15 protein-coding genes are annotated in these 24,053 nt (G+C 39.4%); 6 read left to right on the forward strand and 9 right to left on the reverse strand.

Annotated features, from left to right (window positions below):
- Nucleotides 1-359: 359 nt before the first annotated feature.
- The 9 genes from MWU82_RS10215 to MWU82_RS10255 all read right to left on the reverse strand — a co-directional run bounded on the left by MWU82_RS10215 (nucleotide 360) and on the right by MWU82_RS10255 (nucleotide 11,752).
- On the reverse strand, nucleotides 360-1,529 hold the full coding sequence (locus MWU82_RS10215) for an OmpA family protein (RefSeq protein WP_247096289.1): 1,170 nt from the start codon (nucleotides 1,527-1,529) through the stop codon (nucleotides 360-362).
- A gap of 290 nt (nucleotides 1,530-1,819) precedes the next feature.
- Nucleotides 1,820-2,281: a hypothetical protein gene (locus tag MWU82_RS10220; protein ID WP_247096290.1), complete on the reverse strand. Its 462-nt coding sequence runs from the start codon at nucleotides 2,279-2,281 to the stop codon at nucleotides 1,820-1,822.
- Nucleotides 2,281-3,429 carry an N-acetyl-alpha-D-glucosaminyl L-malate synthase BshA gene (gene bshA, locus MWU82_RS10225; RefSeq protein ID WP_215946926.1) on the reverse strand — a complete coding sequence of 383 codons (1,149 nt, stop codon included), beginning with the start codon at nucleotides 3,427-3,429 and terminating at the stop codon, nucleotides 2,281-2,283. The genes MWU82_RS10220 and bshA overlap by 1 nt, the downstream gene beginning before the upstream one ends.
- A gap of 176 nt (nucleotides 3,430-3,605) precedes the next feature.
- Complete coding sequence (locus MWU82_RS10230) at nucleotides 3,606-6,518, reverse strand: glycoside hydrolase family 3 N-terminal domain-containing protein (protein WP_215946925.1); 2,913 nt, start codon at nucleotides 6,516-6,518, stop codon at nucleotides 3,606-3,608.
- 104 nt (nucleotides 6,519-6,622) lie between these two features.
- Nucleotides 6,623-7,105, reverse strand: coding sequence for an ABC transporter ATPase (locus MWU82_RS10235; RefSeq protein ID WP_215946924.1), 483 nt, complete (start codon nucleotides 7,103-7,105; stop codon nucleotides 6,623-6,625).
- Nucleotides 7,106-7,283: 178 nt separating this feature from the next.
- The gene (locus MWU82_RS10240) at nucleotides 7,284-8,075 is read right to left on the reverse strand and encodes a (Fe-S)-binding protein (protein WP_247096291.1); all 792 of its coding nucleotides are present in this window, start codon (nucleotides 8,073-8,075) and stop codon (nucleotides 7,284-7,286) included.
- Nucleotides 8,076-8,091: 16 nt separating this feature from the next.
- Complete coding sequence (locus tag MWU82_RS10245; protein WP_247096292.1) at nucleotides 8,092-9,417, reverse strand: (Fe-S)-binding protein; 1,326 nt, start codon at nucleotides 9,415-9,417, stop codon at nucleotides 8,092-8,094.
- An 11-nt stretch (nucleotides 9,418-9,428) separates the two neighbouring features.
- Nucleotides 9,429-10,385 (reverse strand): MlaD family protein, encoded by a 957-nt coding sequence (locus MWU82_RS10250; RefSeq protein WP_247096293.1) that lies wholly within the window; start codon nucleotides 10,383-10,385, stop codon nucleotides 9,429-9,431.
- Nucleotides 10,386-10,441: 56 nt separating this feature from the next.
- The gene (locus tag MWU82_RS10255; RefSeq protein ID WP_247096294.1) at nucleotides 10,442-11,752 is read right to left on the reverse strand and encodes an N-acetylmuramoyl-L-alanine amidase; all 1,311 of its coding nucleotides are present in this window, start codon (nucleotides 11,750-11,752) and stop codon (nucleotides 10,442-10,444) included.
- 129 nt (nucleotides 11,753-11,881) lie between these two features.
- On the opposite strand from MWU82_RS10255, the gene MWU82_RS10260 reads away from it, so the two are divergent.
- The 6 genes from MWU82_RS10260 to MWU82_RS10285 all read left to right on the forward strand — a co-directional run bounded on the left by MWU82_RS10260 (nucleotide 11,882) and on the right by MWU82_RS10285 (nucleotide 23,614).
- Nucleotides 11,882-14,587 (forward strand): putative LPS assembly protein LptD, encoded by a 2,706-nt coding sequence (locus MWU82_RS10260; protein ID WP_247096295.1) that lies wholly within the window; start codon nucleotides 11,882-11,884, stop codon nucleotides 14,585-14,587.
- A 343-nt stretch (nucleotides 14,588-14,930) separates the two neighbouring features.
- A complete protein-coding gene (gene dnaE / locus MWU82_RS10265) occupies nucleotides 14,931-17,939 on the forward strand; it encodes a DNA polymerase III subunit alpha (RefSeq protein WP_247096296.1) in 3,009 nt (1,002 codons plus the stop codon).
- A 284-nt stretch (nucleotides 17,940-18,223) separates the two neighbouring features.
- Entirely contained in the window at nucleotides 18,224-19,081 is an 858-nt protein-coding gene (locus MWU82_RS10270) for a LytTR family DNA-binding domain-containing protein (RefSeq protein ID WP_247096297.1), read from the forward strand.
- A gap of 249 nt (nucleotides 19,082-19,330) precedes the next feature.
- Complete coding sequence (locus MWU82_RS10275; protein ID WP_247096298.1) at nucleotides 19,331-20,521, forward strand: cytochrome c peroxidase; 1,191 nt, start codon at nucleotides 19,331-19,333, stop codon at nucleotides 20,519-20,521.
- Nucleotides 20,522-20,539: 18 nt separating this feature from the next.
- Nucleotides 20,540-22,048 carry a parallel beta-helix domain-containing protein gene (locus MWU82_RS10280; protein ID WP_247096299.1) on the forward strand — a complete coding sequence of 503 codons (1,509 nt, stop codon included), beginning with the start codon at nucleotides 20,540-20,542 and terminating at the stop codon, nucleotides 22,046-22,048.
- Nucleotides 22,049-22,249: 201 nt separating this feature from the next.
- On the forward strand, nucleotides 22,250-23,614 hold the full coding sequence (locus MWU82_RS10285; RefSeq protein WP_247096300.1) for an aldehyde dehydrogenase: 1,365 nt from the start codon (nucleotides 22,250-22,252) through the stop codon (nucleotides 23,612-23,614).
- The last annotated feature ends 439 nt before the right edge of the window (nucleotides 23,615-24,053 follow it).

The raw sequence follows: 24,053 nt of genomic DNA on the forward strand, positions 1-24,053 counted from the left end.
CTGTAGATTCTTCTGTTTTCTTTCATCGTTTTACCAAGTTAAGGATTTTTCAATATTGCCCTTAACTAAGTGTCCCAACAAATGTAGCAAGACCAGTTAGATTGTAGATAGATATAGACTATCCTTATAAACCATGACCCTATTGCTGGTGTTGTTCATGATTTATACTGTTCAAATCCTAACTAATAGCTTAGAGCCCCTCTCAAAGATTTAACCTTATCTTTTACTCGAAATAATTTGAATTGAATTATATATCCAGATAAGCCATTAGAACAAATTAAGTTAGTTTAAATAACTACAGTAAAAAAAATGCCCATTGCATCAGCAATGGGCATTTTACTTATAAATATTCTTAGTGACTAAAATTCCACCACCTCAAACTCAGATCTTCTGTTTAGTTTGTGTTTGGATTCTGGACAGTAGGTATTATTGTCACATTCATTCGTCAATTGGGTTTCCCCAAAACCTTCCCCATTTAATCTGGAGGCACTTATTCCTTTGGTACCGATCAAATAGTCCAAGGTCTGTTTTACCCTCTTTTCAGATAGCCATTGGTTATATTTCTCAGCTCCTCTGGAATCGGCATGTGAGCCTACTTTTAATGTCAATGCAGGATTTTCTTCCATTAACACGGCCAACTTGTCCAACAATTCCTTATATGGCTTGCTCAAGTAGGACGAGTTGAGGCTGAAGTATACATTACCAAGATCCTTGATTTTATTCTCCAAATCTGTCCTTCTCTTGTTCTCTGCATCTATTCTAGCCTGCTCTTCTGCAGCCAATCTTGCTTTTTCTTTCTCTTGGGCCAAACGCTCGGCCATAAGCCTAGCCTCTTCCTCTGCCTTTTTGGCCGCAGCAATAGAATCGGAAACCCTTTGGTTTTCTTCGATCAACGCCAACTTCTCCAATCCCTTTTTGGACAATTCCTTTTCAATTCCAAACCTGTATACTACTCCAGCGGAATGTTGCAACTGTTTGGTGGATCCTTCCTCAATGCCCCATTTACCCATGGTATTAAAGTTTAAGCCCCACTTATCATTGAACCAGGTATTAAATCCAAAACCGGCATTTCCAGTTGTCCTGCCTACAGATCCAATATCACTATATCCGGCACCAACCTGAACGAATGGATCGAACCAGCCAGTTTCACCAATGATTTTATTAAGATCATAACTGATCATACCATCAATAGCGTAATAATCCCTCTCAACAGTATTAATCACTCCGTCAACCTTCTTACCAACATCATATTTGTTGTACGAACCAACAGCCTTTATGCCAAGGCCATTTTTAAAAAATCTACCTATACTAATTGAGGACGGATAAGGTAGTGCGTTCCAAGTATCTTTAATATTAAATAAATCATCAGCTACCGGTCTAGCCGAATCATCTACAATATTGTAGCCCAATCCTAATACCCATGAACTGGTAACAACGCTATCCTTGGCGGTAAGTTGTAATTCTTGGGCACCACTAAAATTAAAGGTGAGAGCACTTAAAAAGGTAATAGCAAACGCGTAGGTTTTCATAACAATGTAATTTTGGGATTCTTTTAAATCTTTGTCCAAAGCTATGGCAATGTTAAATAGAGACCATTTAAATTCTACAAAAAGCCTTAAAAATCGTTAAGCGGTTTCCTACAAAACCTGTAATTAAGATTTCGAAATCCTAATAATTTTTCATCTAAGAAAACGGTATTTTAACCGACGGAAAGGGCTTATCATATCACCAGAGAGAAAATCTACGCTCCTTGGATAAATAAGGGAATTTGAAATATCTTCTATTACAGTTTTTAATTGACAACAAGGATGGCTTAACCCTACTCCAATTGTTGGAAACTAATTTCTTTAAGGGTTAGGGGCATTTTATAAATGCTAAAAGGCGTGGTGGTTACATTGGCGACTTCCTTCTTGGAAGGTGTCCGCTCTTTTGGTGCAACTACAATATTGTGGGGACCCTCAACTACAGACAACTCCACTCCCCCGATACCCACAGTAGTTCCTGCACAATATATCAAGAGTAGTTCCTTGCTAAAATCCACTTCCGGAATGGGAAGACCTGGCTTTCTGGTCTTGTTTATCTGAAGGAAAAAGTTTTTTAATGTCTTTGAATCCCTTACAACTTGAAATTCCGATTTTTCCACCCCACTATAATTATCCGTTAACAGCAGTTGAAGTTCCTTTGAATTTTGCAAGGAGCTTTCAGCGTTATTCTTGGGCACACCTTTTTGCCCCGAACAAGAAATTCCCAAAAGGCATAAGAAGAGTAGTAATGATCGCATTAATTCTGCTGTAAACTTTCGTGTCTCGCCAAAAGGGCTTTTTCATATATTGCCTCATATAGTGGCAATACCTTCATGATATCAAAATCCATTGCCGCCTTTGCCGCATTATTTTTAAACTTTTCCAAAGTTTGGTCGTCACTCAATATCTTGAGCGCATTTTCGGCCATCTCATCCACATTGCCTACATCGCTTAAATAACCAGTAACTCCCTGACGGTTAACTTCTGGGATTCCCCCCGTATTGCTAGAAATAATGGCCACCCTATTAATCATTGCCTCCAAAGCCGCCAATCCAAAACTTTCTGTTTGCGACGGCAAAAGGAAGAGATCCGAAAAACATAGAATCCTATCAATTTCATTGCTATTTCCCAAAAAGATCACCTTGTTGGCAATCCCAAGCTCCTCGCACAAACGCTCTGCTCCTTCTTTTTCAGGTCCCTCCCCTACCATGATCAACTTGGCGGGAATTTGTTTTTGAACCTTATTAAAAATCTGTATCACATCAGGAATACGCTTTACCTTCCTAAAATTACTGATGTGGGTAATGATTTTTTCATCTTCCGAGGCCATCAAGGAACGCTGACAGTCCGTGAAGTTCATACTGTATTTCCTTTTATCAATAAAATTCGGGACAACCTCTATTTCATTTTTTATATCGAACAACTCCAAAGTACTCTCCTTTAGGTTTTGGGAAACCGAGGTAACCACATCGGATTGATTAATACTAAAATTAACTGCAGGCCTATAAAAGGGGTGCTTGCCCACCAGGGTTATATCCGTACCATGTAAGGTGGTAACCATAGGGATATAAATTCCGTCCTCCTCCAACATTTTCTTCGCCATATAGCCAGCATAGGCATGCGGAATGGCATAATGTACATGTAATAACTCTATATTAAACAACTTAATAGTATCTACCAATTTACTGGAAAGAGCCAATTCATATGGCTGATAATGGAACAAGGGATACTCTGGTACATGTACCTCATGAAAGTATATCTTATTGCTCAGCAACTCCAAGCGCACTGGTTGGCGGTAAGTAATAAAATGAACTTCGTGCCCTCTATTTGCCAAGGCAATTCCCAATTCTGTTGCCACCACCCCACTACCTCCAAAAGTTGGATAACATACTATAGCTATTTTCATCTATTTATTTTTAATTCATTTTAGAGGTTGCATATCTTAGTCAAGCCTCACGGACCCCTGAACTTTTGGCCCTAAAAAACCTTAGTCGAACGAATATGGATAAAATTTCAGAATGCATAAAACAAAATGAAACTTCCTCCAATAAACCTCCGTTTATATATTTACAAAGTAAGGATTTAATTTATTATGGCTTCATAAATAGCCTTCTGAATCCGAGTTCTTAACCCAGATTTAACCAATAGCGTATTTGAAGCCGAGGGGTAAGTTCTGTTGGATAAAAAAACATAGACCAAATCCTTATCTGGATCGGCCCAGGTGTAGGTTCCTGTAAAGCCACTATGCCCAAAACTTTTTCTGGAAACCAAACTGCAGGCTGGTCCCCCACCATGTACTTCAGGCTTGTCAAAACCTATACCCCGCCTAACATTCTGATCACAGAAATAGCAAGTATTAAACTTCTTCACTGTTCTGCCCTCGAAAAACTGTTGTCCCCCATAAAAACCATTTTGCAGATACATCTGCATAATTTTTGCTACATCATTGGCATTACTAAAAAGTCCGGCATGTCCACCTACTCCACCTTGCATAGCCGCTCCCATATCATGTACATACCCTTGAACGGTTTGGTATCGATAATAATTATCTTCTTCAGAGGGCACTATATCTCCCTTTAAAAACCTATCCAACGGATTAAACCCAGTATGCGTAGCGCCTATAGGCTTGTACAAAAACTCCTCAGCCAAACTATCCAATCGCTCCTTATAGGTATCCTCAATGAACTTTTTCATAACATAATAAGCTATATCACTGTAACGATATCTATTCGATTTTAGATGCTGTCTACCAATCCGGTTATATATAGAATCCTTATAAACATCCTTTATGTACAATTGATCTGCCACCTTAACGGAATAACCGCTGGTTGGCTGCTGTCTGTAAAATTCACTTGAAGGCTTTCTTTTGTCATCCAAAGTATCGATATAAAAGGCAATCCAAGCGGGTAATCTACCATAATGGGATAACGCCTTTAGAACTGTCACATTTTTCAACTCGGAATGCGCATAGGCCGGAATAAGTTCCTCAAAGGTGTTATCCAAAGCAATTTTACCCTCTTCCTCCATCTTCATTACCATGGGCAAGGTTGCCAATATCTTGGTTATGGATGCCAAATCATAAATATGGTCCGGTGTTATTTTTTCGTCAGAATCATAGGTCGGTTTTCCAAACCCCTTGTTGTAAATTACTTTTCCCTTCCTCGCTACGACAATCTGTGCCCCTGGAAACATCAAGGAGTCAATTCCATTCTTTACCATTTCATCCACTCTTGCCAATTTACTGGAACTTATTCCAACCCTCTCCGGAAAACTATATCCCAAGCGCATCAAGGACTCCAAAGGAATTTTTGTATTGACAGGAAAGTCGGCATGGGAGGTAACGGGTAAAATCCCTTTTGCCGGAAGGGCCCCAAAAATAATCTGTGCCGTTTTTTCCTGGGCTATTTCACTATTTTGGTACCCTACGATTACTGCGTCGATACTTTCAAAAGACGGCACATCCAAAAGAGCATAGGGTTTTGCAAATATGGCAAGTATAAGATTGGAGGTACGTTCCCTCGCTATTTCTCCTAACCAGGAAAGTTCATTTTTGGTAAATTTATAGGCTTTCCAAGGGCTTTCATTACTCTTGTGCAGACCTATGATTACCAAATTGTACTCACTCAACTTCTGCTTTAAAGTGGTTATATCCTTACCATTAATCTGTGTTACTGTAGCGTATTTGTTCAATTCCTTCAGAAAGGGATCACTTTCTGCATCCCCAAACTTTACATAGGCAATTTTCTTATTTTCCAACTTCTTGATCGCCATCAAAGAAAAATCGTTTTTTACCACGGTGATGGCATTCTCGATAGCCTCCTCATAAAGTACATCATCCTCCAAAGAGTTTAGATCTTCATAAAGATTTTTGGTTTCTATAGGTCTGTAATTATTAAGGCCTACCTTATACTTTGCCATCAATATCTTCTTTACGGAAGTAGCCAGTCTATTTTCCGTAATCCTACCTTTATTATAGGCTTCCAAAAGTTTGGACTTGGCCTTGGCAACATCCAAAGGCATTAATAGAATATCGTTCCCTGCCAAAAATGCGGAGAGCTCTACCTCACCTTCCTTAGCAAAATTGGATACTCCCTTCATATTTAGCGCATCGGTGAAGACCAATCCCTTGAAGTTAAGCTGTTCCTGCAATACATCCCCAATAATCTGTTCGGATAAGGACGATGGATAGCCTTCCTTTATTTCCAAGCTTGGCACACTTAAATGTGCTACCATTACACTACTGAGGCCCTCCTTGATCAATTTCTTATAGGGATATAGCTCAATACTGTCCAAACGTTCCCTAGTAAAATCTATTACCGGCAAAGCTTTGTGTGAGTCCACAGCGGTATCACCATGGCCAGGAAAATGCTTTCCACTCGATAAAACTCCGGCGTTTTCCATACCTTTCATGAAAGCAATCCCTTTTTGGGCTACGTTTTCACGATCCTCACCAAAAGAACGATTCCCAATAATTGGATTCTGGGGATTAATATTGATATCTATGTCAGGGGCAAAATTAATGTGCACTCCCAATCTTTTTGCATGTTTGCCAATCCGGTTTCCTACTTTTTCCACTATGGCATTATCCTTAATAGCCCCCAAGGTCATATTCCAAGGGAAGGCATAGGTAGAATCCAATCTCATGGCCAGACCCCATTCGGCATCCATACCTATCATGAGCGGGACTTTCGAATTCTTTTGAAAATCGTTGGTCAATTGTGCCTGGCGGACGGGACCCCCAGTAGAGAAAATGACCCCACCAATATGATGGTCCTTAATCAACTTTTTTGTTCTTTCTGTACTGGCCTTATCCTGATCCGAAGTAACCATGACCATAAACAACTGCCCCAATCTTTCATCCAGGGACATTTGACTATATGTAGTCTCTACCCAGTTTTGTTGAACCAAAGTATCCTTGGTAACCAAAGGGTTTATTTGACCTTGAACAGTGTATATTGATATTATAAATAGTAATACTAGGTAATTTAGGCGCATAAAAAAATCCATCTTTGATGGTAACTAAGAATTATTTGAATTATTATACTTATCCGAAAAACAACCCAAACCTTTGGTTTAGCTGTATTTTCAAGCGGTGTAGCTTACATAAAACGAGCATGCCAGCTTTCTTCTGCCGGCACCTCCCAATGATTCTGGTATTCGTGCTTATTCGTTACCAAATTATTAAAGACAATGGTATTTTTGGAAACAGCTTTTTGCTTGGCCATTTTTTTGAAGTCGACCAAAGATTTGTAAGCCACAAAATCGCCCTGCTTATAAGAAACGTTCATTTTGTCCAAGAGTTCCACCTTGTACTTCTGCTCCAGCTGCTGAATAAAGCGTACCGAAGCATCTATAGAGCACCCAGTGGCAGCGTTGAGGGTTTGATCTAGGGCCAGGATAATAAACCTGTTGTACCTAATTTCATAGCCAGCGCGCAAATCGCTTCCGTGGGCAGTCCATTCCGCAATAAAGGTATCCAGCTCCTGCCTTAGTTGCTGTAATTCTTCTTCAGAAAAACTTCTACTGGCTTGAAAGATCCAAACTCTAGATTCATCCGGCAATGTGTTAAATTCTACGAGCATTTATTAAATTTTTAATGTTCACCCAAACGATTCTCTTATTTAGTATATCGTTCAGTACTATTCTACCTGGTCTTGATCTTGGTCTGTCTAATTCTAAAGTGTGGTTATATGCTTATATAGATACCTCTTTACCTATTCAAAGTAATGCAAGGATATCACGGTTATTGTTGTGACAAATTTACAAATCCTCTGCGCTGGCAATCAACTCCGCAATATCCATTACCGCCACGGAGGATTCTTTTTCCTTATTTTTCACACCATCGGTCAACATGGTGTTGCAAAAAGGACAACCAGCAGCTATTATTTCCGGTTTAATGTCCAGGGCCTGTTCCGTGCGTTCAATATTAATATCTTTATTTCCCTTTTCCGGCTCTTTGAACATTTGAGCCCCTCCTGCACCACAACACAGCCCACGTTTTTTACAATTTTTCATTTCCACCAGTTCGGCATCCAACTTGCGTATTAAGTCGCGTGGAGCTTCATACACATTGTTGGCCCTCCCCAAATAACATGGGTCATGAAAAGTAATTCTTTTGCCTTTAAACTGACCACCTTCCAGACTGATGCGGCCTTCATCCAATAACTGTTTTAGAAATTGGGTATGATGTACCACCTCATAATTACCTCCTAGGCCAGGATATTCATTTTTTAAGGTATTAAAACAATGAGGGCAAGCTGTTACCACTTTCTTCACCTCGTAGGCGTTTAAAACCTCAATATTGGTCACCGCCTGCATTTGAAACAAAAATTCATTACCAGCCCTTTTTGCTGGATCACCCGTACAACTCTCTTCGGTACCCAAAACAGCAAAGCTAACATTCGCCTTATTCAAAATCTTGACAAAGGCCTTTGTTATTTTTTTTGCCCGATCATCAAAACTTCCAGCGCAGCCCACCCAAAACAATACTTCAGGTTGTTGTCCTGCTGCAAAAAGTTCAGCCATTGTGGGTACTTTCAATTCATTTTCCATGATAACGGTAATTTCTTTATGATTCCTTGGACCAGTTAAGCCTATCCATTTGGTTGAATGGCCAAGGCGCCCCATTATTTTCAATATTTCCCATCATATTATTTAAGTCCGATGGTGCAGCAGATTGCTCCATAACCAAATATTGACGCATATCCATTATAATGGACAAAGGATCAATACTAACGGGACAGGCCTCTACACAAGCATTACAGGAGGTACATGCCCAAAGTTCCTCATTAGTTATATAATCTCCCAACAACTGTTTACCATCTGCAACGAACTCTCCCTTATTGGCATCAATATTCTTGCCAACTTCTTCCAACCTATCCCTAGTGTCCATCATAATCTTACGAGGGGATAATTTCTTACCCGTTTGGTTGGCCGGGCATTCACTGGTACATCGCCCACATTCCGTACAGGTATAGGCATTTAGCAATTGTACCCATTTTAGGTCCATAACATCCGAAGCTCCAAATTTCTCAGGTATGGGTGCATTCTCATCGGGAGCAGCGAAGGGATCTGCACTTGGATCCATCATTAGCTTTACTTCCTTAGTCACCGCCTCTAAATTCTCGAACTGCCCCTTGGGTCTTAACTTTCCAAAATACGTATTTGGAAATGCCAATAGAATATGTAAATGTTTGGAATAATATAAATAATTTAAAAACAATAGAATACCTACAATGTGCAACCACCATGCAGATCGTTCAATCATGATTATGGTCGACATGGACATCTCTTGGAACAAAGGGGCAATAAACTGGCTTACAGGAAATGCTCCTGCCTTGGTATAATGTGCCGCATCCATTTGTTGTAATTGATAATCCGAGGCGTTCATGGTCAAAAAAAGTATCATCAGGACCAATTCTATATAAAGAATTAGATTTCCATCTTTCTTTGGCCACCCGCTCATCTCCGGATTCAGGAATCTCCTTAACTTAATGAGGTTTCTGCGGATCCAAAAGATAACAACCGCTATAATGACCAACAAAGCCAATATTTCGAAAGATCCGATTAGGAAACTGTAAAATCCACCTAAAAAGGCAAATATCCTATGGGTACCAAAAAGGCCATCTATAATGATCTCCAGTACCTCAATGTTAATAATGATAAAACCTAGATAGACAATGATATGAAGAATTCCCGCAATAGGACGTACCACCATTTTGGTCTGTCCCAGGGCTATCCTGAACATATTGTTCCACCGTTGGGATTTATTATCGCTGGTGTCGACCGCTTTACCCAATTTTATATTTCGGGAGAGCTTTTTAATATTTTTTGCAAAAAATCCAATTCCCGCAAAAAGTATAATTGCAAAAATTATATTAGGAATATACTCCATATTGTGATTCTCTATTTTTCGGCCGGGTCTTCTTCAGGAATGGCGTAATCTATTTGCTTTTTACCAAAAACGGAAACATTTACATACCTCTTTGGATTTAGGCGAAAATCCTGCAAAAGCAAATCAAGTTCCCTAGAGGCGTCGGCTAGATTGTTATAAAGCGCTTTGTCATTGACCAATTTTCCCAAGGAACCCTCACCACCTTCGATTTTCACCATCATATCATTAATTTTCCCCATGGTAGACTGCAGCCCTTTTATGGTCTGGCCCAAACCAGCATTGGCCAGGGTATCTGAAAGTTTGTTGAAATTATCGGTTATAACACCCAAATTACTAATGGACTTATCCAGATCATCCTTGTTATTCGTTAGAATTTGGTTTAGGGAATTGGCACTGCCCTGAAAACTTTTCACCAATTGGTTCAATCCGGCAATACTTTCCCTTAGATCCTTTTTTGTTTTTAGATCCAGAATATCATTAAAGTTCATCAATAGAGAGTCGGCATTGGTTACAGCCCCTTCCACTTTCATTTGCAAGGGAGTCAAGCGTTGCTGTACCAATTCGGTAAGTCCCGGCCTGGTACTGGAAGGCAAGGTATCTCCTGATTTTGCCATGACGGCATCATCAAAAACAGGCTTTATCTGTATACCCTTTCCCCCTATAATTCCGGTATCATATAATTCTGCATTACTGTTTTTGGAAAAAGAGAAGCTGTTGTCTACCGTAAAGGTTACCAAAAGATTCCCTGAGGCATCATTGAATTTAATATCATTTACCTTCCCAACGGTGAAACCATTTATAGTAACCTGTGTTCCGGATTGTAATCCTCCCACATGGTGATATACCGCATAGAAAGTTTTGCTATTATCGAAAAGAGGTGTAGATTTTAAATAACTAAAACCAAGTATGAACAAAAGGATACCCCCCAAGACTATAATACCCGTTTTTATTTCCCTAGATATTTTCAAAAGCTTTTATTTTCAGTTTCTAACAAAATTAGAAATAATTTTTAGAAGAGTGACTATTATTCCGAAACGTATTTAAGAGCCTCCGTTTCAGAAATACGCACCCCATCCTTATAGGCTACTATATAAGATGTATTATACCCTTTGGCATCTGCGTTGCTCTTTAAAAGTGTGGCTTGGAAATGGGAATCCGTATTGCCGTACATATAACGATATAAATTATTGTAAGGCTCTTTGGACAAGGTATTTAAACCTTTAAAATTCTCCGAGTTCAATGGAATATTTTTTGAGCTGGCAAAAATTTGCACTTTGAAAATAATATTTTCAGATTTCTTGGGCTCCTTTTCAACTGTTTTGGGCTCTTCTTTCTTAATGGGTTCTTTTGCTATTTCCTTGGTGGTATTATCCGCTTCATTCTTTACCACTAGCACTGTCTTGGGTATATTCTTAACCGGTTTTTGCTCTAGGACCAGTTGTTCAGATTTCTTTTCTCCAGTGTTGGCCACTGCTTTGTCGGCCGATTTCTTAACCTCCTCCTGTTTAGGTACAGGGGCAACTGGGGTATTGTTCATAGCAATCTGATCTGTTCCCGATATCATCTCGCCCTTATAGGCTAAAATGGCATCGGCAATGGCCTTGCCCATTTCGTTATGTCCTTTTGATGAATTTAAATAGGCGCCTTCATCCCTATTCGTTAAAAAACCGGTTTCTACCAAAACACTGGGCATAAAGGTCTGGTGAAGAACAATAAAACCAGCTTGCTTCACTTTTCTATCGGTTCTCTTCAACTTATTCGAAAAATTATCCTGCATCAATTTTGCAAGGTTGATACTTTGATCCAGAAACTCCTCTTGCATAATGGTAAGACCAATTATGGATTCTGGCGAATTAATATCGTAAGCAGCATATCTACTTTCATAATTATCCTCCAGATATATTACCGAGTTTTCCTTCTTTGCAATTTCAAAGTTTTGTTTATTGGCATGCAATCCCAATACAAAAGTACCTGCCCCATGGGCATCGGAACTATGCGAATCACAATGTACTGAAACAAATAAATCAGCATTGGCCTTATTGGCTATTTCGCCTCTGCGGTATAGATCCACGAAGGTATCGTCCTTACGCGTATAAATGACCTTGATGTTGGGATTCCTTTCCAAAATTTCCCCAACCTTTAGAACAATCTTTAAGGCTATATTTTTTTCCAAATATCCGTTCCCCAAATTGCCAGGATCATGCCCCCCATGCCCCGCATCCAAAACAACGACAAATTTTCCGTCATTGTCATCGGTCTCCATATTTTTACTGAAAGAAGTCAGGAAATATGTTAAAATTATAAATGGAATAATATAAAACCGTTTCATATTCATATAACTAGAGATAATTTGATCTTTTAATTAGGTTAAATTTATCGCAATACCCTACAAGCGGAACAAAAAATATATGTAAGTTTGAACCCAAAATGTAGCTAAACCGTTACAAAAATAGGATATATAGCTTTGCAATCAAATAAACATCATGTACTTTTCCTATTGCTCCTATTATATGGTGCATTTACTGCATCTGCCCAAGAAGATCTAATTAAGCCCCTGCCCATTGTTGCTTTTAGGGATACTATAAAAGCCCCTCTTTTGCCCGATCCCAAATTGCAGGATACCCTTTTAACGGATACTACAAAAGTAGACTCTTTAAACGGTAAAAAGCCGCTTCTCCTGGACAAAATAAAATACAAGGCCAAGGATTATGTAAAGATGAGCCAAAAAGATCAAAAAATATATCTATATAACGAGGCTGAACTCTATTATCAGGATACCGAATTAAAGGCCGGGATCATTATAATGGACTACATAAAGAATGAAGTCTATGCAGGGCGTTTAAAAGATTCCCTAGGGAATTATACACAATTGCCATTTTTTAAACAGGGTACAAATGAAGTTATTCCAGACTCCATACGGTTTAATTTTGACACCCAAAAGGCGATTATATGGAATTCCAGAACCGAACAACAGGCCGGTTTGGGGCAATTGGGCAGTGATGCCATGAAGGTCTATGCCGAGATTACCAAGAAAGAAAACGATTCTGTTTATTTCCTTAGCGAGGGCAAGCTAACAACATCCAAGGATACTGTAAACCCGGATTATTACATCCGTGTAAAAAAAGCCAAATTTGTACCCCAAAAGAAGGTAATTGCTGGATTCAGCAACCTATACATAGCCGACGTGCCCACCCCCGTGGCCCTTCCTTTTGCTTATTTTCCTTTGACCGTTGGCAGAACGGCAGGAGTAATGATGCCTACTTTTGGAAGCGACCCTACCAGGGGATATTTTTTGCAGAACGGAGGATACTATGTTCCCATAAACGATTATGTAGATCTTACCCTAACCGGAGATCTATATGCCAATGGCAGTTATGGTCTAAGATCTCAATCCGTATATAGCAAAAGATATAAATATAGAGGGAATGTAAATTTTAGGTATGAAAATCTGGTCACCAGTCAAAAAGGATTTAGTGATTATAGTAGATCTACCATATACAATATTCAAGTTTCACATGCCCAAGATGCCAAAAGTAATCCTAATTCCAGGTTCCAAGCCTCGGTAAACCTAGGGAGTAGTTCCTATTACAGGAATTCCCTATTGCAACAGAACCTGCCCAACACCCAGGTAAACAATTTATCATCCTCCATATCCTATTCCAAGACGTTCCCGGAATATCCGTCAGTAAACCTAAGTTTAACGGCCACGCATAACCAAAACACCAATACCGGGGTAGTGGATGTAACCCTGCCCACCTTGCAGGCCAGTATGGAACGTATTTTTCCTTTCGCTCCACGTGAAGGCATAAAAAAAGGAATCATTCAAAATGTAAACTTTCAATATAACCTAAACGCCAGGAATAGCATTACTACAACAGAAGACGATTTTTTAACGAGTAGAATGTTCGATAATGCACGTTTTGGCGCCCGAAATACTATTCCCCTAAGTACCAATTTTAAAGTGGCCAAACATTTTAGCGTAAGTGTAGGTGGCTCCTATGAGGATATTTGGGCCATAGAAACTTATGAAAGGGGTTATGACGCGGACACCAAAAGTGAAGTTGTAACGGATACCATCAATGGATTTGACCGCTATGGCACCTATAACTTTAGTGCAAGTATCGGAACCACTTTATACGGTTTGGTAAACTTTGGGGAGGATAAAAAAATACAGGCCATTAGACACGTAATGAGGCCATCTGTTAGTTATGGCTACACCCCCTCATTCGATCAATATTATGACAGCTATATAGGTGCCGATGATGAATTGGAATTATATAGTAGGTTTGAAGGCACCTTGAATGGGGCTCCCGGACTAAACAAATCTAGTTCAATGAGTTTTTCCCTGGGCAACCAATTTGAAGCAAAGGTTCGCGACAAAGATTCCACGGCCACTAAACCGAAAAAAATATCACTATTAAGCAATCTTAACCTGTCGACCGGTTATAATTTTGAAGCAGATTCCTTAAAACTAAGTCCGTTGAACCTTAGTGGGGGAACCAACATACTCAACAATAAAATGGCCATTAACTTTGGCGCCAGTTTCGACCCCTATGCCATAGATAATAATGGAACCCGTATAAACACCTTCAATGTGGACAACGGCGGAAGCCTATTTAGGCTTACAACTGCTAGAGCCAACCTTAGCTACTCCCTAAGCAGTGAAACTTTTGGAAAAAAGAAAGAGGACAAGAAAGAGGACAATAAAGATGAATACGACTATGTAGCAGCAAGTGGTGGTAGGGACGATGACCTTTTTGGAAGGGCCAATGACTTTAACGAAAATAGACCGGAAGATGAAAGGGACAAAGATTCCGAAGACGTTGAAAACCCGGTTTATGGCACAAAATTACCTTGGGACCTAAGATTGGCATATGCTGTAAATTATAGCAATTCCAATAGACAAAACACTATTGGTAGCCATTCCTTAATGTTTTCCGGAAATATTCAGCTTTCCCCTAGATGGAAAATTGGAGGTTCTTCCGGTTACGATTTCAAAAATAAAGGATTTACCCTAACCCAACTAAGATTTGAAAGGGACCTTAAAAGTTTTAGAATGAACTTTAACTGGACTCCTTTTGGAACCTATAAACGTTGGTATTTCTTCATAGGAATAAAAAGCTCCATACTACAAGACCTTAAGTGGGAAAATAGAAGTAAAGCCAACTAGTATACTTTTAGCTATGGGTATTTGCCCAGCCAATGGGGCCATTAAAGACCCAAATTCTTTTTCATAAATTATTCAACTTCATTTTGTGGAATTTATTAAGGCGGAAAAAGCAATTAAAATAACCCCACGTACAGTAAGATGGGTTAATAAATCTTATCTTTAGCAATAGGAATTAAACGGTTGCATAAGCTAAATTTTGTAGGCAATGCCCAAGTGCCATTTAATGGCCAAGGCAAGCCTACCAAAGATTTTACTTGGTGTACAGCTGTTCCTTTATAAAGATTCCCAATTAAGTCCTTGTGTCGTTGGCCAATACTGTGCCTTTTTATCCTAAAGCCATTAAATGTACTTAAACTGCCACACATATTACAGCCTTCGTTTCGGAACCCTATCCGAGGTGGAACTGCTGGAACTGGCCGAAAAGAACCACATAGATCATTTGGCACTAACCGATATCAACAACACTTCGGCAGGATTAAACTTTGTAAGGAAAGCACAGGAAAAAGGCATTAAACCTATCCTGGGAATCGATTTTAGAAACTGTGTAGATCCTTGTTTTATTGGTTTGGCCAAAAACAATCATGGCTACAAGGAATTGAACAATTTCTTGTCCGAACACCTCCACCATAACAAGAAGTTTAATTCCCGAGCTCCAATTTTTAACCATGCTTTCGTAATATATCCGTTTGAAAAAGTATTGCTAAATAAACTTGATACTTTTTTGGAGCATGAGTTTATAGGTATATCTATTAGAGATCTTAGGAGGTTACCCTTTACCAAAATAATGGATTATAAGGATAAATTAGTAGTTCAACAAGCTGTTACTTTTCGGAATAAGCGCGATTTTAATGCTCACCGTCTGCTTCGCGCCATTGACAACAACATCCTCTTAAGTAAATTACCCCCTAGTGAGGAAGCCGATCCTGAAGAAAAAATGCTTCCTATGGATAATCTGTTATCCGCTTTTTCCGAGTATCAATTTATTTTGGAAAACACCGAACGATTAATGCAGTCCTGCAATATTTATTTTGATTTTTCAGAAGACAGAAAGCCCCAAAACCTTGTTTCATATCTAGGTGACGCTAAAAAGGACGAGGCCCTATTGGAAGAATTATGTCAGAAAGGCTTGCCCGAAAGGTACAAACACATCAAAATAGATAAGGTAATTCTGGATCGTCTCCAAAAGGAATTGGACCTGATAAAAAAAATGGGATTTGTATCCTACTTTCTTATTAATTGGGATATAGTTTCCCATGCCAGAAAACAGGGCTTCTTTTATGTGGGCCGGGGAAGTGGAGCGAACAGTATAGTAGCTTATTTGCTCCATATTACCGATGTAGACCCTATTGAATTGGACCTATATTTTGAGCGTTTTATTAACCTATACCGGGTAAACCCTCCCGATTTTGATATAGACTTTTCATGGAAAGACCGGGAGGCCATGACCCAATATATCTTTGAGCGTTTCCCCAATGTTTCACTCTTGGGCACCTATGTTACCTTTCAGGAAAAAGGGGTTGTGCGAGAACTGGGCAAGGTGTTTGGACTGCCCAAAGAGGAAATAGATATACTATGCGATAGAAAGTATAATGTTCCTGAATTGGATAAGGTAGCCTTATTGGTACTTAAGTACGGGCAATTACTTAAAGGAATGCCCAATTATTTAAGTATCCATGCTGGTGGTATCCTTATCACCGAAAAACCCATTCATTATTTTTCCGCCACCCACCTCCCTCCCAAAGGTTATCCTACCACACAGTTCGATATGGTGATAGCAGAAGATGTTGGTCTCTTTAAATTTGATATCCTATCCCAACGTGGTCTGGCCAAAATTGAAGAGACCTTGGAAATCATAAGCTATAATCAACCAGAGCAAATAAGCAGCATAGATATCCATGATATTGCCCAATTTAAAACTGACCCCACCATCAACAACTTGGTTAAGAGCGCCCAGTGTATGGGTTGCTTTTATGTTGAATCACCAGCCATGCGGATGTTGCTCAAGAAACTGGAAGTGGATAATTATCTGGGATTGGTAGCTGCCAGTTCCATAATACGCCCAGGGGTAGCCAAAAGTGGCATGATGCGGGAATACATACTTCGCCATCGGGACCCACAACGTGCCAAGGAAAGGGCACATCCGGTTATGCTCTCCATTATGCCAGAAACCTACGGCGTAATGGTGTATCAGGAGGATGTAATTAAGGTAGCCCACTATTTTGCCGATCTTACCTTGGGAGAGGCAGATGTTCTAAGACGAGGAATGAGCGGCAAGTTTCGCTCTAGGGAAGAGTTCCAAAAAGTAAAGGACAAGTTTGTGGACAATTGTAGAAAGAAAGGTTATGAGGATAAACTTATTTTTGAAATATGGGACCAGGTCGCGAGTTTTGCTGGTTACGCCTTCGCAAAGGGTCATTCGGCCTCCTATGCGGTTGAAAGCTATCAGACCTTATTCCTAAAAGCTTATTACCCTTTGGAATATATGGTGGCCGTACTTAACAATGGAGGCGGCTTCTACAGTGCCGAATTCTATATCCACGAAGCACGCATGCTAGGAGCCAGAATAAATTCTCCATGCATAAACAAAAGCTTTATGGCCAATTGCATTTATGGGAAAGAAATATACCTAGGATACATGTACCTCAGAGATTTGGAAGGAAAGGTGGTAGAGCACATTATAACTGAAAGAAACACAAATGGACCATATTTGTCTTTGACCAATTTTCTGGATAGGGTCTTTATTTCCATAGAACAATTGGGTATCCTTATCCGTATCGATGCCTTTGGATTCACAGGGGTAAATAAGCACGAACTGTTATGGCAAGCTCATCTATCTCTATCCAAAAATACCAAACTGGACCATCCAAAATTATTTAATGCTACCCATCAACACTTCGAAATTCCCAAACTATACGCCACCGATTTGGAAATGGCCTTTACCCAATTGGAACTTATGGGATTTACCCTTTGCAGTCCGTTCGATATTTTGGCGGAACCGCCCAGTAACACACATGGAAAAAGAGACCTTGAAGCTTATCTGGGCAAGAACATTGATATTTACGGCTATCTGGTAACCGTAAAAAATACAAGGACCCATCAGGGAACCCGAATGAATTTTGCCACCTTGGTAGATCAACATGGGGAAGTATTTGACACTGTACTTTTTCCTCCAATAGCTGCAAAATACTTTTTCAGGGGAAGAGGCATCTATCGCTTTTATGGAAAAGTGGTAAGTGAATTTGGCTTCTTGAGCATAGAGGTCATAAAAATGCAAAAACAGGATTATATTCCAGATCCTAGGTATGCCGATATGAAAACAAGTGTATTAAGGCATAATTCTAATAATAAATAAAACAGGATCTATTTGGCTGCCCTGAATAGTTTATAAAAATGGCCAGCAATGGATTCAACCCCTACCAACTAGAGTCAAGTGTTTTGAAGGGTTACCGTGTGCCTGGATAATTCTTGAATGAAATTATAAATTACTTAAAAAACAAAATCAACAGCCCTTTTTAAAAAGATAATTTCGTGAGGGCATTCCTATAAAAACTATTTTCATTAGATTCGATGTAACAAAATAACCCAACCAGTAAAACCAAAAATTACCATGTCTTGTTTTTGTAACCGGTCCAACATATGAGGAAGCGTATAGAAGCAATATTAAGGCAGGAAATCCCCTATCTGGATTCCGCTGGAAGCAAACTGTTATTGATTGGCTTTATTAGTCTGTATTCTTTCATTTTCATCAATATATATGCCCCTTACAACATTAATAAATGGGGCGAAAATTATTATTGGGAGTTTATACTCATAGGCTTTAGCGTGCTTATTTTTACCCATTTTATCCTGCGAACAATATTTGGGCCCAAAAGATTTAAAATCTATAGTTTACTCCCTTGGGGACTTATGGAAATGGGATTAATGGCCATTATATTCGAGATTGCCTATAGTCCGCCAATGCGAACGCTTCAAGAACAAATTTCCGAATTCCTACTTACCTTTTGGCAAATAGGTTTAGTAGTGGTGGTGCCCTATACACTGTTTTTGTGGTATGCCCAAATCAAACAAAAATTATCCTCCTTCAAAGAGGAAATACAATACAACATAAAAAATACAAACACCGAAGGAAACAGCGAATTATTGATTTTTAATGGGGAAAACAATAAAGTGGTATTGGCCATAAAATACAACCAATTATTGTACATCAAATCTGCAGGAAATTACCTGGAACTCTTTTACTTTACAGGAGAAAAAATCAACAAGGAACTTATTAGAATGAGTTTCAAGGAGTTGGATGAAATTATCTCGGACCCTAAGGTCATCCGCGTCCATAGATCCTATATGGTAAATACGGTATACATCAACTCTGCAAAGAAAACAAAAAAAGGATATGCCCTTAATATCCAATATATCCCAGAAGAAAAAATCCCCGTTTCATTTGGTTACAAGACCGAGTTTGAAAAAATACTACAACCAAAAAAAATGTCCCATTAATCCCAAATAGGGATATTTCATCACAAAGTATAGTAGACATAATAGTTAGTTGAAACACCGTTGTTAATTTGTACCAATAGTGTATCTGTCTATACCAATGAACGGGGTAACACACATCTGTTTTCACACACAAGTGGGACCTGTTAGTTTAAATACGGTAATGAAATCCACATGTGATCTAGGGCATATACATTTACACATATACAGTCCAAAATATAATTGAACAACTGAAGTATAAATTAAGACCAGATGATAAACAGTAAGGTCATTTTAAAAGCAATTCTACCGGTGGTAATTCTTGGAATCTTGGCATTGGCATTTTTTGCGGGCCAAAGACCTTCAAGCTATTATCCCGTTCCACTTTTAAAAGGCTCCTGCCCTCCCGGATTTAAGCTGAACGAAAACAATGAGTGCATTGCAAAAAATCTATATAGTCAATACGAAAAAACCAACAAGGCCGGGGTAGGTGGTCTAAAATCGGCCTTACCGGAAATTAGGGATGGTTTTTCTCCACAGGAAATCGATTTGGGAAGGTATTTGTTTTTTGATCCCGTCCTGTCTGCCGATCAAACCGTCCCCTGTGCCTCATGTCACGATCCCAACAAAGGATTAAGTGATGGACTCGCAGTTAGCCGAGGTATAGATAATAATAAATTGAAAAGGGCCGCACCGTCACTTTATAACGTCGGCTATCTAAAAAAGCTCTTTTGGGACGGTCGTGCCTCGACCTTGGAAGAGCAAATGCTGGAACCATTGTTTTCCGAGATAGAAATGGGAAATACACCAGAAAATTTACTCAGGACCATCAATGATATTGAAAATTATAAAAAATTATTTGCTGAAGCCTATCCCAACAGGCATAAGGATGAGCCCATTTTGCTCAAGGAAATCACCAACGCCTTAGCGGCCTTCCAATCTTCATTGGTTTCCTTGAATAGTAAATATGACCAATATGCGCATGGTTATGATGGAGCCCTGAACAAAAACGAAATAGAAGGGCTTAATATATTTAGATCTTTCGTGGCACGCTGTGCTGAGTGCCATACCCCTCCCCTATTTACCAACCAACAATTTGCCGTTATCGGCACTCCAGAACCTGATGGATTACCGTTAGATCCTGGGGCCGAAATTCCCTTTACTGACAAAAGCTTGAGAGGGGCATTTAAGGTTCCCAGTCTAAGAAATATAGCAGAAACAGCTCCCTATATGCACTCCGGAAGATTCAAAACCCTTCGGGAAACCGTTCAATTTTATACGGACGGTAGGGGTCATGCGGTACCTGAGGGCGAAAACTTATTGATCCATTGGCACATATGGGAACCCAATTTAACCGAGTACGAATTGGACCGTTTAGTGGATTTTCTTAAAACCCTGACCGACGAATCATTTAAACCAAAAGTTCCGAAGGTACTGCCTTCAGGACTTCATATACCCTCTTAATTAATAATCAATTAAAAAATGAAGAAAAAATCACCTTTTTTAAAAATCCTCGGATCCATAGTACTATTGGGTATTGGGGTGTTCCTAGGAAAATCGTTCTTCGGACAAAAAAATATGGAGACTGTCCCCATTCCTTCTTCCATGAAATATAGAAATGTGGGACATACCAAAGACACCACACAAGTAGCTTCCGATCGAGAATTTACAGGAAAAATTATAGAAGTCAAAAAGGGCTCCTCCATTCAGGATGCCGTAAAAGAGGCTAATCCAGGGGATCTAATACGTGTATATCCAGGAACCTATTCGGAGAACGTATACATTGATAAGGATGACATTAGCCTGCAAGGCGTAGTAATCAAAGGAGAATGGCCAACATTGGATGGCAAAAAGAAAATAAACGATGCCTTCCTCTATTCCGGTAATGGAATTCTTATAGAGAATTTTAAAATAATCAACTACAAAGGCAATGGCATAATGGGCCAAGCCGGTAACAATTTTGTAATACGCAACAACTGGATTATTGATACCGGGGTTTATGGCATCTTTCCACAGTATGGTAAAAATGGGCTGGTGGAACATAATGTACTGAGTAAAATTGCGGATGCAGCCATATATATCGGCATGTGCGATAATGTAGATGTGCGCCATAACGAAGTATTTGATAATGTTGCGGGCATTGAGATTGAAAATTCCAGGCACTGCTTGGTAGAAAACAATTATGCCCACAACAATACAGGTGGACTATTGGCCTTTGTAACCCCTGGCCTTCCCATAAAGACCACCTTTGATGTTATACTGCGGAATAACTTTGTCGTAAACAACAACCATGAAAATTTTGGTGCCCCTGGATCAACAGTTTCCGGAATTCCATCGGGTACTGGGATTTTAATTATGGCCGCCGATGATGTCATTGTAGAGAACAATATTATTACGGGAAATAATAACACAGGGATTACCATAGTGGATCTCGCTACAGGTGCTCCCAAGGCAAATGACCCCAATTCCGAAGGAAATCCGGACAGAGTCGTTATACTGGATAATATCATGTTCAATAACGGCAATGACCCAACAGGTGAAATAAAGGCAATCATGCTTACACAAATGGACTCGAAGGGGCCCGATATTTTTGCCTATGGCGGTGGAACGGGCAGTACCATCAGGGATAAGAACAAATACCGAACCTTTGGCTTGGATGGCTATGGTGCGTCCCAGATTAAGGATACAGAAGACATTGCTACCATGATGACCCCATCCCCTGTACCCCCAAGGTCCGTATCAAAAGAAGAACTGGGCGAGCTTACTTATTATGGGGTCTGCGCAGGTTGTCACGCTTTTGGTACCAGATTGATAGGGCCGCCAACCGAAATCCTTCAGGCAATTCACCATGACAATCCCCAAGGCATAGTAGACTATATCACTGCTCCAAAAAACCTTAGGAAAGACTATCCGGAAATGCCGCCACAAAATTATTTATCGGAGGAAGCTAAAATGGCGGTTGCCGAATATATTCTGGCTTTGAAGCATTGAACCAGGAAAAGAGACTAAGAAAATAACAACATCAATATATTTCCCCTTATCATTCTTACATTAAAGTTAGAACTGAATACAAAATATAACGATTGAATTAGTTCCAATATTCACTTTCTTTTTGATGTAATTTAGAACATAATTTTTATAATATCCCCGAACGAATAAGTTTGGGGATGTTTTTTATATTAATTTAATGCCATGAAGATATTAGAAAAACAGCGCGATTTTTTTGCAACTCAAAAGACCAAGGATGTTTCAGTCCGAAATGAGGCCTTAAAGCGATTGCAAAAAGAAATAATTGCGCGTGAGGATGACATTGCGGAAGCCATTTACAAAGATTTCAAAAAACCTAAGTTTGAGACCTTTGCAGCGGAAACGCAATTCGTCTTGGCGGAATTAAAATTGACATTAAAAAATATTGACCAATGGGCCAGTCCTGAAAGAAAATCCGCCTCTCTAATGAATTGGCCCTCTTCTGATTGGATCTATAAGGAGCCCTATGGTGCTGTATTGATTATTGCTCCATGGAACTATCCATTTCAATTGGCATTTGCCCCTATGATCGCGGCTGTTGCGGCAGGAAATACAGTTGTAGTAAAACCTTCAGAAGTTACACCCTATACGTCATCGATCATCTCCGAAATTATCAGCGCAGTTTTTTTACCGGAACATGTTACCGTTGTGGAAGGCGGTGTGAAAGTATCCCAAGACCTTTTGGCCCAAAAATGGGACTACATATTTTTTACGGGAAGTACCCGTGTTGGGCAAATAGTATATGAATCAGCAGCAAAACACCTTACTCCAGTCACCTTGGAACTAGGGGGGAAAAACCCTACCATAGTGGATGAAACGGCATCCATCAATCTGGCCGCAAAACGCATTGTTTGGGGCAAATTCCTAAATGCCGGCCAAACCTGCATTGCGACGGATTATATACTTGTTCACAAAGAAGTGAAGGACAAACTTGTGGCGGCATTAAAACAAAACATAACCAAATGCTACGGAGAAAATATAGAACAATCTCCGGATTTTTCGCGCACCGTAAGCAAAGCTCATTTTGAAGGTTTAAAAGATATGTTGGAGGGTGAGGAAATTCTATTTGGCGGCAATAGTAATGATGAAGATAATTATCTGGCCCCAACTATAGTTAATGAGCCTAAATTGGACAGTAAATTGATGAAGGGCGAAATTTTCGGACCCATACTTCCAATTATTGCCTATATAAATGAAGCCGATATTGAGCGGCATATAACTAACTATGGCAAACCCTTGGCTACCTATATATTTTCCACCCGAAAAGCCTTCCAGAAAAAGATAATCAATAGGTACAGTTTTGGCGGAGGAGCTATCAACGACACTGTAATACAAATCACGAATAAAAAACTCCCTTTTGGCGGAGTTGGTGCAAGTGGAATGGGAGCCTATCATGGCAAAAGATCTTTTGACCTTTTTTCACATCAAAAGGCCATTATTAAAAAAGCTAATTGGTTGGATGCACCACTTCGATATCCACCTTATAACCTACCTATGAAGTTGGTAAAGAAAATAAAATATTTGTTTTAGGCATTTTGCATGATAGATAGCCAAGGAGTCAAGCTCTTTTTATTTTTATCGTACCCTTCAAAAAAAGGTTTAGGAATTTCTTTTTGACCAAATAAAAAACCTACATCTTAGCACTACGGTCATAGTAAAAACAAAAATTGATAAAACAATTTAAATCCCCATTTTACAGCATTCCCAAGGATTCATTTTTAACAATCTATTATCGATTATTATTTATACCTTAGAATTGGTAATCAGATAAAATAGAATTTAGGCAAATGCCTTTCCTTCTTTATTATCATGCCTCTATATAATTCTATTTTTTCCTATGCACATAGCATCTACATAATGTATCATTTAGCAAGTGCCATCTGGCCTTGTAAAAATAAGAAGGGGCATTAGCTCTATTCCAAAGACATAATTCCTCCATTAATCAATTGCAATAGGTAAAAAAATCCTA

The organism is Arenibacter sp. S6351L (assembly GCF_023016025.1).
GTDB classification, from domain to species: Bacteria; Bacteroidota; Bacteroidia; order Flavobacteriales; family Flavobacteriaceae; genus Arenibacter; species Arenibacter algicola_B.

Coding starts and splice junctions, on each gene's coding strand:
- MWU82_RS10215 (WP_247096289.1), bottom strand. CDS start 1,529: ATGAAAACCTACGCGTTTGCTATTACCTTTTTAAGTGCTCTCACCTTT.
- MWU82_RS10220 (WP_247096290.1), bottom strand. CDS start 2,281: ATGCGATCATTACTACTCTTCTTATGCCTTTTGGGAATTTCTTGTTCG.
- bshA (WP_215946926.1), bottom strand. CDS start 3,429: ATGAAAATAGCTATAGTATGTTATCCAACTTTTGGAGGTAGTGGGGTG.
- MWU82_RS10230 (WP_215946925.1), bottom strand. CDS start 6,518: ATGCGCCTAAATTACCTAGTATTACTATTTATAATATCAATATACACT.
- MWU82_RS10235 (WP_215946924.1), bottom strand. CDS start 7,105: ATGCTCGTAGAATTTAACACATTGCCGGATGAATCTAGAGTTTGGATC.
- MWU82_RS10240 (WP_247096291.1), bottom strand. CDS start 8,075: ATGGAAAATGAATTGAAAGTACCCACAATGGCTGAACTTTTTGCAGCA.
- MWU82_RS10245 (WP_247096292.1), bottom strand. CDS start 9,417: ATGGAGTATATTCCTAATATAATTTTTGCAATTATACTTTTTGCGGGA.
- MWU82_RS10255 (WP_247096294.1), bottom strand. CDS start 11,752: ATGAATATGAAACGGTTTTATATTATTCCATTTATAATTTTAACATAT.
- dnaE (WP_247096296.1), top strand. CDS start 14,931: ATGTACTTAAACTGCCACACATATTACAGCCTTCGTTTCGGAACCCTA.
- MWU82_RS10270 (WP_247096297.1), top strand. CDS start 18,224: ATGAGGAAGCGTATAGAAGCAATATTAAGGCAGGAAATCCCCTATCTG.
- MWU82_RS10275 (WP_247096298.1), top strand. CDS start 19,331: ATGATAAACAGTAAGGTCATTTTAAAAGCAATTCTACCGGTGGTAATT.
- MWU82_RS10280 (WP_247096299.1), top strand. CDS start 20,540: ATGAAGAAAAAATCACCTTTTTTAAAAATCCTCGGATCCATAGTACTA.
- MWU82_RS10285 (WP_247096300.1), top strand. CDS start 22,250: ATGAAGATATTAGAAAAACAGCGCGATTTTTTTGCAACTCAAAAGACC.